Raw genomic sequence first — 14466 nt, 5'->3', positions numbered from 1 at the left:
TGTGCGCGAAAACCCCATTCGGTCCCCGGACGTCCGGGTTGGCACCGCATAACTCCTGCTGCCGGGGGGTGGAACGGCCGGTGCGAGCGGCTCTGCCGCCACAGAGCTGGACGAAAGCAAGCGGGAACACCCCGGCGCAGTCACAGCCGGAGATGTCTGCGGGGGGCGCGGGCCACGCACCGAGGAGGACGAGGGCGCAAGTCCGAGCGCCCCGCGCGCCGCGCGCGCTCCCGGTATTCCGACTGCGCCGCTAGACATGCCCCTCGCTGCAGGCGGAGAGTCGACGAGTCGAACGGAAAGACCGCTCGGCGACCTGGTCAAGCCACTGCCGCCTCAGGCCGTCGACCTGGCGCCGCCCACGTTGAAGACAACGTTGTGTGACGCCTTCGACGGTTGACGAATCGTTTCTCCTCTCCGCCTCGACCCGCGCAGTCACGGCGACGGCTGGGACGCCCACGCGCATTTTTGTCCCGGCCTTGCGAATCGGGGCACGCCTCGGCGGACGCCCGGTGTGTGCGAAGACTGGTGCGAAGCGGAGACGGTTTAAAGATGCGGCCGTCCTCAGCTTCGGGGCTACCTCCCTGGTCACCAGCCGGAAAGGGGACCGAACCAGAGATGGCGGTTCAGCCGTCAGTCGCGGATACGAGCCGGACGGTTACCGGTAACGAAGGTGTGCGACCTACCCCACAAGCGCGACCGGATGCAAAGGAATGACTGTTGATGGCAGCTGACAGTCCACTCGGGACGGACCACCGGCACCACGGAACACGGTACGAGCGTGGTCTGAAGACCGCCACGGAACTGGCAGGAGCGGAGGCCGTGCGGGCTTTCCTCGATGACCTGGAGCCGATCAGCAGGAGCACCGCCCGCCTGGTCATCGAGACAGTTTTCGGCAACCTGCATCACCAGCCCGGTCTAGGCCATCGTGACCGTGAGCTGGTGACGTTGGCGGCCCTGGCCGTCCTCGGTGACAGCGAAGGAGAACTGAGGATCCACCTGGCGATCGCGCACCGCATCGGTGTCCCTCCCTCCTCGGTCGTCGCTCTCTTCGGCCACATCAGCGCGTATGCCGGCTTCCCCCGAGCCCTGAACGCCCTCGGGGTGGCCAGGGCTTTCTATGCCGAGCAGGGAGTTTCCCTGCCCGAACAGCGCTAGCCGGCCCACAGACGCCGGCCCACAGATTCACCCCCACCAAGAAGAGGTGTACGCATGTCCTCACGCGTGGCTGTGATGTTTCCCGGCCAGGGTGCCTACCTGCCCGGGGTGCTCGCCGATCGGGCGCGGTATTTCCCCCGGGCGGCCGAGGCACTCGAGACGATCGACGGGGTAGCCGCGGAGCACGCCCTTGAGCCCGTGGCCTCCCTGCTCCTCGAGCGCGACGCGGCATCCTTGGACGACCTCCTGGCCAAGAGCAGCGATCAGTTGGACCTGGCGATCTACGCGGTCAACGCCGCAGGCTTCGAGATACTCACCGGGCTCGGCTTACGCGCGGACGTCCTGGTGGGCCACAGCTTCGGCGAGTTCGCCGCCTTGTCCGCTGCGGGGGCGGTCTCCGTCGCCGACGTCGCTCACATGGCGTGCACGCGTACACGAGCGTTTCACGAAGCGGAACCGGCCGAGGGCGGTCTCCTCGCCCTGGACATCCCGGCATGGCGGACCGAACACCTCGTGGGCCTGCTCGATGATCCCGGACTCCGCCTGGCCATCGACAACGGCCCTGGTCAGACAGTCGTCTCCGGCCCGCAGGCGTCTTTGGAGGCGGTGGAGGAAGTGGCAGTCGGTCTGGGCTTCCGGGCCACTCGACTGCGGGCCCGGTATGCCTTCCACAACCCCGCGCTGCACCTCGCCGCCGATCTGTTCCGCCGCTACACAGCAGATGTCCCTCTCTCGGAGCCTCGTGTGCCGGTCTACTCCCCGGTCCTCGGCCGGTACGTGCGCACGGTCGCGGATGTCCGGGAGGTGATCGACCGCAACATGGTGGCACCGGTGCGATTCTACGATGCGTTGCTCCTTCTGTTCAGGGAGGGCACCACGGCGTTCATCGAGGCCGGTGCGCGGCAGGCGCTCACGGGCATCGCGAGGTCCTCGCTCCCCTCGGCGGCGCGCACTCTGCCCTTGCTGCCCAGGCGCGGTGATGTGGAAAGCATCACCTCCGCTCTGAGCGAGGCGGGGTTCTCTGTGGGCCGGCGTCCGCTCCCTGACCGGCCGGAACAGGATGCCGAGAAGTCACAGGACCTGCCCGGCCCCCCGCAGGCCGCTGTCGCATCTCCGCCGCAAGAAGCGCTGTCCAACCGTGCCGACGTGCTTGCCCACCTGGCGGACATGTACGCACAGGACCTCGGCTTCCCGGTGGAGATGCTGTCCCCGGACATCGACCTCGAGGCCGATCTGGGCGTTGACTCGGTCAAACAACTCGCACTGTTCCAGCGGGTGCGCACCCACTACGAGTTGCCCGAGCCCTCGGCCGAGCAGAGGGTCCGCGCGACCACGCTGGGCAAGATCGCCGATCTGGTGGAGGAGCAGCGACGATGACCAGCCAGGCGGAGACGGGCGAACTCGTCGTAGTGGTGGGCATGGGAGTCGCCGTGCCCGGCGCCTGCAGTCCAGGTGAGTTGTGGAGGACGGTCAACGGCGGCCGAGACGTCTTCACCGAACCGGGTGGGCGTTTCGAACTGAGCCGGTTCTGGTCTCATGACCCGCAGGATCCGGACCGCACGTACGCTCGCCGGGCAGGGTACCTGCACGACTTCCGGCCCGACCCCGCCCTGGCGGAGGAGGAGAGCCGCTCAGGCCCAGGCCGCGACCAGGCGGCCCGCTGGCTGAGGCATACCGTCCTCCAGGCACGATCCGGTGTCCGGATCAGACCCGGTTACCGCTGCGGAGCCTATGTCGGTGCATGGCCGGGAGGCAGCCAGAGCCTCGTCGAGTCGGTGCTGGTGGAGATGCTCGCCACGTCGGCACCGGACAGCGTGGGCGACAGGGTCCGCGCCGCCTTGTTCGAGCACTACCGGCACGCGGTGCCGATCGACCGGGCTGCCGGCCCGGACTCCGTGGTACGCACGGCCTTCCGGGGACTCACCGAGCACCCGGTCGAGGCCCTTGTGGTCGACACCGCCTGCGCTTCGTCGCTGTACGCCATCGACCTGGGGAGCAAGGCCCTGCTCGCCGGTGAGTGCGAGGTCGCCTACTGCGGTGGCTTCAACGTAGTGGACCCGACGATGGCGGTGATGTTCGCGAAGCTGAACGGACTCTCCCCCCGCAGTCGTGTCCGCGCCTTCACCGGAGCCTCCGACGGGACGCTGTTCAGTGACGGTGCCGGGCTGGTGGCGCTGAAGACGCTGCGGAGGGCGCGCGAGGACGGCGACACCGTCCTCGGCGTCCTTCTGGGCTTCGGAGGAGCCGCGGACGGCCGTGGAAAGTCCATCTCGGCTCCCAACCCGGCCGGTCAGCAACGCGCCGTGCAGCGGGCCCGATCCGTGAACGGTGTGCAGGCCGGACAGGTCGACTGGGTCGTCGCGCACGGCACCGGAACGCCTGCGGGCGACGGCGTCGAGTCACAGGTTCTCGCGGGGCTCGGTTCCGACGCCGGCCAGTGGTGCACCAGCAACAAACCGGTCTTCGGCCACACGGGATGGGCCGCCGGTGTCCTCTCCCTGATGCATGCGTTGCTGGCTCTGCGCCACGGCTGGATACCCGGGCAGCTGGGAGCCGAAGAACCGGAGACCAGGACCGCTGGTGGGCGTGTCCGGGTCCCGGGGAAAGCCGTGCACTTTCCGCCCGGGCAGGACAGGCCGCGCATCATAGGAGTGTCGGCCTTCGGCTTCGGCGGGACCAACGCGCACCTGCTCGTGACCGACAACCCCGAGGGGCTCCACCTGCGTTCCGGCGCGCCGGAACGGCCCGGCTCGGAGGACATGGTGCTGGTGGCCTGGTCGGCTCACCTGCCGGGGGAACCGACCACCTCCTCGCTGCGCGACTGGTTGCGCGGGAAGGCAGCACCACCGGAAGCCCACTTTGCCCGGCCCTACCCGGCACCGCTGCCCGCCGACGTGCGGATGTCAGGGCGCACGATTCCGGTCGTCGACCCCTGTCAGCTGATGGCGCTGCAGGTGGCGGCCCGTTTCACCGCAGAGCACGGAGAACTGTGGGCGGACGTCCGGGAGACGACCGGGGTCATTGCCGCGCACACCGGGATGCCTCGAGGTCTCATGGGGACGGCGGTGCGCTGTTACGCCGACGACGCGACATGGCTGCTCGGCCGGCACAGTTCCGACCCGGCCTTCTCCCAGGTGGCACGGAGCCTGGAACGGGCCCGTGAGGGACTGCCGGCGACCACCGAGGACTCGCAGGCAGGTGTGTTGCCGAACGTCATCGCCTCCCGCATCGCGGCGCGCTACGACCTGCACGGTCCGACCATGGCCATCGACACCGGAAGAGACAGCACCCTCTCGGCCCTTCGCGTCGCTCGCCGGTACCTCATGACCGGCGAACTCGACCTGGCGCTGGTCGTCGCGGTCAACGGCAACGGAACCGGCGCGAACGCCACTGTGGCAGGGGCCGGCACATCGCCCCCGGGCGAAGGCGCCTTCCTCCTGGCTGTGGCGACACGCGACACCGCCACCGAGCGCGGGCTGCCGGTCCTGGCCCGCCTGTCCTTCGACACCCCCCGGCAGAAGCAGCCGCCGTCGCAAGAGGAGCGCACTTACTTCGCCGCCGACCACGCGCTGGCACTCCTGCGTGCCGTGGAGCGCGAGGAACTTCCCACCTGGCTGCCGGCCGAGTCGCAGGACACCGCCCTGTTGGCCGAGCCGGCCGAGGAGGCCCACCTGGGGACGGTGACGGACGCGGAACCGGGGCCCGAACGCCTGACATACCGCTACAGAAAGGCGCTCACGCCTACCGCACCCGAGCCGGGCATCGGCGGCACGCAACCGGAGCCGCCCCTGCCCCGGCGGGGAGTCGTGCTGCTGGCCGCGCCGGACGCCGGGGCTGCGGTCGTAAGCAGCCTCCGCGACAGTGACTCGCTCGTGCTGGACCTGCCGGACGCGAGCGGTGGGCTCATACCTGCGACCTCTGTGGACAGGATGCTGACCGCAGTCGATTCGGCGGCCCCCCACCTCACGGTGATAGGGGACCTGACCGCCATGACCACGCGACAGGCTTTGATCCTGCACGACGCGGTCTTCCTCATCACCCGACGGCTCTGGTCGCGCTGGCGACCAGAAAGCGCACTGGCCGTCCTGCTCGGCGGGGCCCCGAGCCAGCGAACAGCACATCCCGTCTCCGCGCTCTTCGACGGGTTCGTCAAGAGCCTGCGCTGGGAACGCCCAGGCACGCTCGCCTTCACACTAACAACCGACGACTCCATCGGCCCCGAGCTCCTCGCTCGCGCGGCGCGGGAACGAACCGCCCGCCCACTTCCGGCTGCCGCCATCTTCTACCTGCAGGGAAGACGCTGGACCGAAACACTGCACCCGGTACCTCTCACCGACCCGGCCCAGCCCACCGTCCTGCCGCTCCATGACGAATCCGTCGGTCTGATCACCGGTGGCGCGGGCGATATCGTGCAAGCCCTGCTCACTGCGCTCTCCGCGCATGCCCGGCCCACCTTGTGGCTTCTGGGCCGTACGCCGGAGACACCCATGCCCCCAGAACTGGAAGGCCTAGCAGGCGAGGAACCCGCAGGTCTCCGCGCCACCCTCATTCGCCGGCTGCACGCAAGCCTGCCCGAGATGCCGCTACCGTCGGTGGTCTCCCGAGCGGACGCCCTGCTCAAGCAACGGCGGCTGCACCTCACTCTGAGGGCTCTCAAGGCCCGGTTCGGTGAGGACCGGCTGCACTACATCGCGTGCGACATACGGGACGAGGAGGCGGTGCGCAGGGCGGTCGACCACGTCGTGCGCACCGACGGCCGGGTCGACTTCGTCGTTCACGCCGCCGGCCAAGTGGCCTCGACCGTCCTGGAGAGGAAGCATCTCGACGGATTCCGCGCGGTGCGTGACACCAAGGTGCTCGGCCATCTTCACCTCAGATCGGCACTCGGGGAGAACCAACCTGAACTCTGGTGCAACATCGGCTCCTACTCAGGATCGGCGGGTGCCCCGGGCGACACGGACTACGCCTCGGGCAACGCCTACCTGGAAGCGGTCGCCGAAACGGCCGAGAGTTCGAAGGAGATCACCATCGCTTTCACGATGTGGCGGCAGACCGGTATGGGATCCGACGCCCTGTTCCAGGAACACGTGGCGTCTCAGGCACAGTTCACACCGATAACGACGGCCGAGGGCACGGCCCAGTTCCTGGACGAGCTGGCGGCCGCCCCACGAACAGGGGGTACGGCGGTCTATCTGGGCAGGACGGAACGGGACCGCCTGCGGCGCCACTTCCCGGGCCTGGTCCACGACGAGCCGCTCGCACCTCCAGCGAGCCGGCTCCGGCCGACCTGGTGGGCGTCACCGAAAGACCGAAGTGGCCAGGCGGAATGGGCATACCCGATGGCACCCCACGATGAACCGCACCTCCAGGACCACCTGGTCAGCGGGAAGCCGACGGTGCCCGCGACCTTCATCCTGGACATCGCCGCGCAGGCCGCGGAAGCGCTGGTACCGGGAACCTTCGCCACGGGCTTCCGTGACGCCCGATTCGACACCTTCATCCGGCCCTTCAGCCGGAGCAGGCCTGCTCCCCTGCGCGTAAGGGCGCGCACGGCACGGAAGCGAGTGGGCGACGAACACCTGACGACGGTAGCGGTGAGCATCCACTCGGATGTCCTCGGCCCGGACGGCCGGATGCACACGGGAAGACTCCGCCACTTCACGACCGAGGTGCTGTTGTCCCGCGATCCTCGCCGGGACCCTCCCCGGTGGGACCCCCCGCCCCCGGACGACCCTTCGCTCGCGCAGGACCCGTACACAGCGCTGGACGCCCCCGTATCACTGCGCGGTCCCTTCCGTAACCTCTCCCGCTGCTCCGTGGACCACGGCCTCGCGCGCGGTACCTGGGCCCCTGACCTGGCCGGATACCCCGGGTTGCGCACGATGACGACACCGGCACTGCTCATGTGCGCCGCGCTCCGGACATCTGCTCTCACCGCGACCGACGGTGGCGACCGGCAGGTGTTCGTACCGCGCTCGGTGTCGCGTGTCGAGTTGTACACGTGCGGTGCCAACGACCACGACCTGCTCCTACGGCACGGACACCGACTCGTGGTGTCGGTCGATGCGGACGGCGTCCACCGGGCCGTCACGCCGGAGGGCCGGCTCCTGCTGGTGATGTCTGGGGTCGCACTGGTGGAGATGCCGGCATGACAGGACCGGGGGACACCAGGGCACAACACGAGGGGAGAGGCATGGAAGGCACGTACTGTGTCGTCACCGGCGCGACGTCCGGTATCGGCAAGGAGATCGCCCGCGGGCTCGTCGCCGCAGGTGCGCATCTGCTGTTCATCTGCCGCGACCGGACCCGGGGCGAAGCGACCCTGGCCGAACTGAACAGGGACCGGCCCGGCACCGCTGTCCGCATGCTCGTGGCCGACCTCTCCGCGTTGCAGGACGTGCGCCGGGTGGCTGACGAGGTGCACGAACGCCTGCCACACCTCGACGTCCTGATCAACAACGCGGGCATACACGATCTGCGTCCGGCGGTCAGTGCCGACGGGTTCGACAGGATGATCGCGACCAACCACCTGGGCCCGTTCCTCCTCACCAACCTCCTTGCAGATCTGCTGGAACGGAGCTCCGCAGCACGGATCATCATGGTCGCGTCCGAGGCACACCGGAGCGTCGTGCGCATCGACCCCCGCACCTTCGCCGACCCCGGTTCGTACGGCCCGATCGGCTCGTTGGCCGTGTACGCCCGCTCAAAACTGCTGAACGTGCTCGTCACACAGGAGATCGCCCGCCGGTGGCCTTCGCGAGGCATCACCGCCAACGCGTTCTGCCCCGGACTCGTGTCCACGGGGCTCACCCGGAACATACCGATGGGCACCGCCCTGTTCTCCCTCGCGGAAGGCACCCCACTGGTGAGGAGTGCCCGGCAGGGTGCCGAGCAGGCCTTGCGCCTGGCCAGTGACCCGCGCTACGCCAGCCGCAGTGGCGGCTTCTACTCCACCACGCCCGGAGCCGTTCTCCTGCCGCCCACCGTCCACCGTTTCCGCACCGGCCTGCAGCACGCCGTGTGGGAACGGTCCGAAGAACTGGCCGGCCTCCCATGAGACACACGACATATCACGCTGCCCCCGTCACACCGTCCCCGAAGGAGCGCTGATGCACGGATCCCAGGCGATCGCCGGATGGTCCTCTCCTGGCCCCATGAACGGGACCGACACCCTCTTCTGGCGCATGGGGACGAACCCGCTGACCCGGCCGCACGTCACCTGGTTGTGGTTCCTCGACAAGCCACCCGACTGGAACGTGTTTCTCGACAGCTGCCGGTGGATCGTCCGCAGACTTCCCCGGCTCACCCACCGCGTGGTGGACACAGCGGTGCGGACCGGGACCCCCGCATGGATGCCGGACCCAGACTTCCGCCTCACCCGGCACGTCCACCGGCTGAGCCTCCCCGAGCCCGCGGGGCTGCGCGATCTTCTGGACCTCGTCGAGTGGCGAGCGGGCGCAGACTTCGACCCCTCGCACCCGCCGTGGGAGGCCACTCTCGTCGAGGGCTACGAACAGCAGCGGGCCGCGATCCTCCTCAAGTGGCACCACAGTGTCGGTGACGCGGTCACCATCGTCTCGGTCATGAACAGGCTCCTCCCCGATGCCGCACCGACCGGCCCCCCAGCCCCCCGATACCCCCAGGAACACGTCGAACGGCGCACGACCCCGAACGCGCGCCTCCCCCTGTCCTCGGCAGCCCACGGCTTCACGGGCGGCACGCGGGCGCTCTTCCAGGGGACCGTACGATGGCTGACGACGCCGCACGCGGCTGGAGAACGCGCCCGTCTCGCCGCCCGTTCCGCCGCCCAGCTGCTCCAGCCCGTCGCCCCTTCACCGCTTCTGCGCCAACGCAGCGCCGCGAGCCACTACGGATTGGTCACCGTCCCGCTGACGGACCTCAAGACGGCGGGCAGAAGCGCCGGTGTATCCGTCACCTCGGCCTACATCTCGGCGGTTCTCGGCGCGTTCCACCGGTACCACGAGTATCAGGGAGTGACTCGCAGGAGCGTGCCGACCCTTGTGCCGGTGAACATACGCCGGTCTGATGAGACCGGAGCCGGCAACATCATCGCCTCCGTACGCATTGCCGGGCCGATCGGCGACATGCCGGCCCCGGCGCGCATGTCGGCCGTGCACGCCTCGATCACCGAGGCGCGCGACGCCCTGGCCCGAGACGTGTACACCACTCTGGCCGACCTCGGATCATGCATACCCGGCCTGATCCACCGGCTGGCCGTTCCCCCGGTGCTTCGAAGGGGAGTCGACATCGTGGTCACCAGCGTCCCCGGCTTCTCCCGTACCACCTTCGCCGCGGGCGCCCAGGTGGTGAACGCGGTGGCCTGGGCGCCCAGAGGAGGCGCCGCTGCCAACATCTCCATGGCCTCGCACGACGGCACGTGCGCCATCGGGACCAACCTCGACCCCGCCGCCGTCACGGACCCCGCCCTCTTCCACCACTGCCTGGAACAGAGCCTCGACGAAATGATCAGCGGCTGACCCGCACCCTCACGCCAGGCTGCCGTTCCGCCGTCCACGCCGACCGGCACCGGCATCCAGACCATCCCCTCCGAATGAGCCGACAGGAGGCCGTAGACGATGGAACTTCCCCTGGAAGAGGAACTGCGTGCCGAGAGGCACCGCCTGATCACCACACTGGAACAGCTGCCGGACGAGCAGTTCGAATCCGGACCCACCTTGTGCACCGAATGGTCACCCAGGGACATACTCGGACACCTCATGGCCGTGGACAAGCCCCTGGCCACCTACCTCCCCTACGGTCCCTTCCTCCACGCCGCCAACCGCACACAGGTGGCGAGGGCCCGCCACCTCCACCGGGACCACCTCATGGAGCGAGCCAGGATCTGGGCAGACCAACCGTCCCTGACCAGCCGCATCGGTGCCGCGGTCACCCTGGGAGACCTCGCGGTCCATCACCAGGACATCGTGCGCGGCCTCGACCTGAACAGGGACCTCCCCGCTACCGTGCCGACGTTCATCCTCTGGGACGGAGCGATGCTGAGCCTGACCACCAATCTGAGAATCCTGCGATACCGAGTGGTTCCCACCGACGGCTACCCCGCGATCGGGGCCCGTTCGCCGTCCGTACCGAGGGTCCAGGGCCCCAGAGAAGCACTGGGCCTGTGGCTCGCCGGGCGCGATGCGGTGACGGACGACCTGGTCTTCACCTGACCACACCAGACGCCCACCCAGCTCCGACCGCCCCGAACGGCGAGAGATCGCACCACGCTCGGCTCCAGGAGGAATCGCATGACCGACCACAAGCCGACCAAGCGACGCGTGCTGGTGGAGGGACTCTCCACCCTCTACTACGAAGCCGGAGAGGGCCCAGTGGTCCTACTGGTGCCCGGGATCGCATCGGACCCACAAGACTGGTTCCCCGTCATGCAGGAACTCGCCCTGACCCACCGTGCCATCGCGATCTCATTGCCCGGACTAGGTGGCACCAGCCCCGGCCCGGACGTACGCCCCTCGACCATGGCCTCATTCCTCATGCACTTCCTTGATGCCCTGGACGTGCACTCCGTCATCGCGGTAGGCCACTCCTACGGCGGCCTCGTGGTCGCGGAACTCGCCCTGCGCCACCCGCACGCCGTCAGCAGACTGACCCTGGTCAACGCTTGCGGACTCGGCCGGGCAGTCCATCCTGGCGCCGTCATACTGGCCCTGCTACCAGAGCGCGCCTCCGACCTGCTGTCCGCCATCGCCTCTCTCCCCGGAGGCGCCACCGCGCTCACGTTCTCCAGCAACCTGCTGCTCCGCCAGCCCTGGCGCATACCCGCGACCACATGGGCCGCCCAGTTCCGGCTGGCCCGGTCACGACAAACACTGCGCACGTCGATGAAGGTCTTCCGCGAGTGCGGCGACATCACCGGACAGCGCCGAGACATCATCGTGACCCACCGCCTGCACGAGATAGACGTACCCGCCCTGGTGATCTGGGGAGGCTGCGACCAGCTCTTCCCCGTCTGGCAGGGCCGGGCCGCGGCACGCCGCCTGCCGGCAGGCCGCCTCACCGTCCTGGCGGGTGCCGGACACGTCTCCCACCTCGACAGCCCCGAGGAGTTCATGGACGCCCTCGGCTCCTTCGTCCGCGACGACCACGAACGCCCGAAGCCCACGACCCGGAAGAACACCGGCAAGGGAGGACCTCCGTGAACGACGTACCACAGCAGTGCCCCACACCCGAGGAAGGGGACAGCGGATCGGACGGGCAAACGGGCTTTCCGAAGCCTGCCGGTCGTACGGCACCGCTGGTCGCCGACGGCACCCGCACCGAGCGCGAGGAACGGCATGGGGTCGTCATCATCGGCAGCGGTGTGGGTGGGAGCATCGCGGCCTTCCGGCTGGCCGAGGCAGGCGTGAGAAGCGTGGTCCTGGAGCGAGGCCGACGGTGGCCTGTCACCCCTGCCGGGGACACCTTTCCCTCGTTCCCCTCCCTCGACAGCCGGCTGGCATGGCTGGACGACGACTCCACCCCGTTGCCACCGGGCCGAGGGCCGGTGCCGTCCCTGCTCCGCCGCGCCCTCTCTGCGGCACTGCCACGTTCCACCGGACTGCTGGACGTGAACACCCAGGACGGCGTCGTCATCATCAGTGGCGCAGGAGTCGGCGGGGGAACCCTGGTCTACGGAGGTGTGCTTGCACAACCCCGGCCTGAACCCTTCCGGAGGATGTTCCCCGCCGGACTCGACTACGACGAACTCGACCGCGTCTACTACCCCCGCGCGCGCAAGCGCCTGGTGGCCGCTCCGTTCGACGACGACCTGCTCGCCCGCGCACCATACCGGTCCAACCACCTGTGGAGCCTCGCCGCAAAAAGGTCAGGGCTCTCGGCCGAAACCATCACAAGCAACTACGACTTCGACGTCATCCGAAGCGAACTGGACGGTACCGAGACAGCCTCGGCCACGGTCGGCCAGTACCACTTCACCGGCTGCAACAGCGGCGCGAAAATGAGCGTAGACCGCACCTACCTGGCACGGGCCGAAGCATCCGGAAAGACTGCAGTGCGCCCGCTCCATCGGGTGACCCACATGTCCCAGGACCGAAAAGGCCTCTACCGGGTATCCGCCGAACGTCTGGACGCGCAGGGGACAGCTGTCGAGCGCCTGGTATTCGTCTGCGACAAGCTGATCCTCGCGGCCGGGGCCCACACACCGCGCATGCTCCTAACCGCACGCGAGACCGGTGCCCTGCCCGGGCTGCACGAGTCCGTCGGTGACGGCTGGGGGTCCAACGGCGACCACCTGGTCCTCGTCAAGACGTCGCCCATACCCGTCGGCGCGCCGCAAGGCGGCCCCCCGGCGGTACTCGTGCGGAACGCCGACGGCACCGCCGCCGTGATGCACTCACCTATGTCCTTTCCTGTGGGATCAGGGATTCTGGTCTGCCTGGGCATGGGCCTCTCCGACCGCTTCGGCCGATGGACCCTGACAGCCGACGGTAAGCCCCGGCTGAAATGGGAGGCCTCGTACGACACCACCTCCGTACGCGCCGTGGAGAACCTCGTGCGCCATGTCGCGCGTTACATGCCCGGCGCACACCCGGTGCCGGCCGACCGCCCGTCACATCCCGTGGTCGCGCATCCTGTCGGCGGCGTCGTACTGGGCAAGAGCACCGACCTCTACGGCCGACTGCGCGGCCACCGCGGACTGTACTGCCTGGACGGCGCCCTCATGCCCGGGTCTACAGCCGCTGTCAATCCCGCACTAACCATCGCTGCGGTGGTCGAACGGTGCCTCGATCACATCATCTCGGACTTCACCTCCTGAGGACGAGCACGCGTGAGGTGCTGCAGTATCGCGACGCAATACCACCTCCGCATATCCAGCCACTCCCGAAGGTCACTGCCGCCACTTCCGGTCTCTGCTCCCCCAATGCCGGCACCTGCCGCGCGCATGAGCCCCTCAGGCCACATGAACACCTCGCAGACTGACCGGTTCGCGCCCATCCTCCTGGGCCCGAACCTGCCGATACTGCTAGTGCCCGTTCCTGACACCCGCCAAAGGGGCGGAAGACACTCCCAGAAAGGGATACACCATGCAACGTTTCTCCAGATGTTTGAGAGCCGGCTTGGCCGTGATGCTTCTATCCGTCCTCGGGATTGTCGCCACCGCAGGCTCCGCCGACGCCGACTCGCCCCTTGTGGCCTGCACCGGAAGCCAGAACTCCAACCATTCCCCCGGAGTGACCAATGTCCCGCAGACTGTCACGGTGGACAGCGTCACTTCGTACACCTGTGTACTGCCCCTCCTCGGATCCGTCTCGCACACCGAGCACAGCGTGGTCCCCGGCCTAAGCTGCCCCAACCTGCTCAATACCGCCCCTGGGGCGGTCACGCTCCACTGGAGTGACGGGCAGTCGAGCGCCTTCTCGTTCACGCAGAACCTCGAGGCCGTCAATGGGGTCACTACCCTAATTCGACTGGGGAGCATCACGAGTGGGCGCTTCGCCGGACACACCGTCACCGAAACTCTGGTAGGTGCGAGTCTGAACCTCACCGCATGTGCGAGCACCGGAATCACCAACTACTCCTTCCCGGTCGGTACCCTCGTCATCGTCTGACCCCCCTGAGGAGCCAGCGCGGCACCGTTCCCTGGACGCCTGCCTCGCGCAGTGGTGGAAAGCATCCGTACACCACACACCGCTCAACGCGTGAGAGCACGAAAACAGGCCGACAACTGGCTCTCAACAGGCTCGACGAAACTCGGTCCTGGGTCATCGAGGCACCTTTTCCAACCGCAGGTGTAGGCAAGTTGAGGGACGGGGGACAGGCTTTGTTCTGGGCGTTCTGGAAACCCTCGCGCGCACGACGTACGAACGCGACTCCCGGATCAGAGGGAGATCACGTGGCGACTCAGACACAACCGGAGAATCACGTAGCCGACCCGTCGGCCGTCTTGTGGTACCGCGGAGTAGCCGAGAGTGAAGAAGAAGTGCGGCCCGGCAGTGTCCGCAGCGGGCCCATGCGCATGTAATCGCAGTTCGTGGCCCCCCGGGCCGGGCTGCCGCAAAGGCGCAGTCGATTCAGTTGCGGTTCCGCCGACTGTTGGTCGAAAAGCTGGCTGCTGAGCATCCTGCAGCGAAAAGTAACACCAGGCGACACGAGCCTCATAAGCCGCATGGGTAGCGTCTGATATGGAAGGGTTACGCGCACCCTAATAACCCGCACGGGTAAATCTTGGTAAGCAGGCTGACTTGCCGTCGCAATGGATGCATCATGAGTCTCCACGGGGTATCGATATATGCGCGAAAGGATCAGCTGATGGGAATTTTATCGAGACGTGGG

9 protein-coding genes are annotated in these 14466 nt (G+C 68.1%); all 9 read left to right on the top strand.

The genetic code is table 11. The features are described from left to right. Positions 1-720: 720 nt before the first annotated feature. Positions 721-1155 carry a carboxymuconolactone decarboxylase family protein gene (locus OG379_RS00135; RefSeq protein ID WP_405657911.1) on the top strand — a complete coding sequence of 145 codons (435 nt, stop codon included), beginning with the start codon at positions 721-723 and terminating at the stop codon, positions 1153-1155. A gap of 54 nt (positions 1156-1209) precedes the next feature. Continuing rightward, positions 1210-2532 carry an acyltransferase domain-containing protein gene (locus OG379_RS00130; protein WP_405657908.1) on the top strand — a complete coding sequence of 441 codons (1323 nt, stop codon included), beginning with the start codon at positions 1210-1212 and terminating at the stop codon, positions 2530-2532. Beyond that, positions 2529-7307, top strand: coding sequence for an SDR family oxidoreductase (locus OG379_RS00125; RefSeq protein ID WP_405657905.1), 4779 nt, complete (start codon positions 2529-2531; stop codon positions 7305-7307). Before OG379_RS00130 ends, OG379_RS00125 begins: the two co-directional genes overlap by 4 nt. A 41-nt stretch (positions 7308-7348) precedes the next feature. Further along, the gene (locus OG379_RS00120; protein WP_405657902.1) at positions 7349-8212 is read left to right on the top strand and encodes an SDR family NAD(P)-dependent oxidoreductase; all 864 of its coding nucleotides are present in this window, start codon (positions 7349-7351) and stop codon (positions 8210-8212) included. Between the two features lie 97 nt (positions 8213-8309). Further along, a complete protein-coding gene (locus OG379_RS00115) occupies positions 8310-9653 on the top strand; it encodes a wax ester/triacylglycerol synthase domain-containing protein (protein ID WP_405657899.1) in 1344 nt (447 codons plus the stop codon). 99 nt (positions 9654-9752) lie between these two features. After that, entirely contained in the window at positions 9753-10346 is a 594-nt protein-coding gene (locus OG379_RS00110; RefSeq protein WP_405657896.1) for a maleylpyruvate isomerase family mycothiol-dependent enzyme, read from the top strand. 78 nt (positions 10347-10424) lie between these two features. After that, on the top strand, positions 10425-11333 hold the full coding sequence (locus tag OG379_RS00105) for an alpha/beta fold hydrolase (RefSeq protein WP_405657893.1): 909 nt from the start codon (positions 10425-10427) through the stop codon (positions 11331-11333). Beyond that, a complete protein-coding gene (locus OG379_RS00100; protein WP_405657890.1) occupies positions 11330-12949 on the top strand; it encodes a GMC oxidoreductase in 1620 nt (539 codons plus the stop codon). Before OG379_RS00105 ends, OG379_RS00100 begins: the two co-directional genes overlap by 4 nt. Positions 12950-13217: 268 nt before the next feature. Continuing rightward, the gene (locus OG379_RS00095) at positions 13218-13742 is read left to right on the top strand and encodes a hypothetical protein (RefSeq protein WP_405657887.1); all 525 of its coding nucleotides are present in this window, start codon (positions 13218-13220) and stop codon (positions 13740-13742) included. Positions 13743-14466: the final 724 nt, after the last annotated feature.

Source organism: Streptomyces sp. NBC_01166, assembly GCF_045039765.1.
Taxonomy (GTDB): domain Bacteria; phylum Actinomycetota; class Actinomycetes; order Streptomycetales; family Streptomycetaceae; genus Streptomyces.
The sequence above is the reverse complement of the archived record's forward strand: the minus strand, read 5'-3'. Positions and strand labels throughout refer to the sequence as shown.

Excerpts from the sequence above, each read along its gene's own strand:
- OG379_RS00125 (WP_405657905.1), top strand. The coding sequence starts at position 2,529 with ATGACCAGCCAGGCGGAGACGGGCGAACTCGTCGTAGTGGTGGGCATG.
- OG379_RS00135 (WP_405657911.1), top strand. The coding sequence starts at position 721 with ATGGCAGCTGACAGTCCACTCGGGACGGACCACCGGCACCACGGAACA.
- OG379_RS00095 (WP_405657887.1), top strand. The coding sequence starts at position 13,218 with ATGCAACGTTTCTCCAGATGTTTGAGAGCCGGCTTGGCCGTGATGCTT.
- OG379_RS00120 (WP_405657902.1), top strand. The coding sequence starts at position 7,349 with ATGGAAGGCACGTACTGTGTCGTCACCGGCGCGACGTCCGGTATCGGC.
- OG379_RS00115 (WP_405657899.1), top strand. The coding sequence starts at position 8,310 with ATGAACGGGACCGACACCCTCTTCTGGCGCATGGGGACGAACCCGCTG.
- OG379_RS00105 (WP_405657893.1), top strand. The coding sequence starts at position 10,425 with ATGACCGACCACAAGCCGACCAAGCGACGCGTGCTGGTGGAGGGACTC.
- OG379_RS00130 (WP_405657908.1), top strand. The coding sequence starts at position 1,210 with ATGTCCTCACGCGTGGCTGTGATGTTTCCCGGCCAGGGTGCCTACCTG.
- OG379_RS00110 (WP_405657896.1), top strand. The coding sequence starts at position 9,753 with ATGGAACTTCCCCTGGAAGAGGAACTGCGTGCCGAGAGGCACCGCCTG.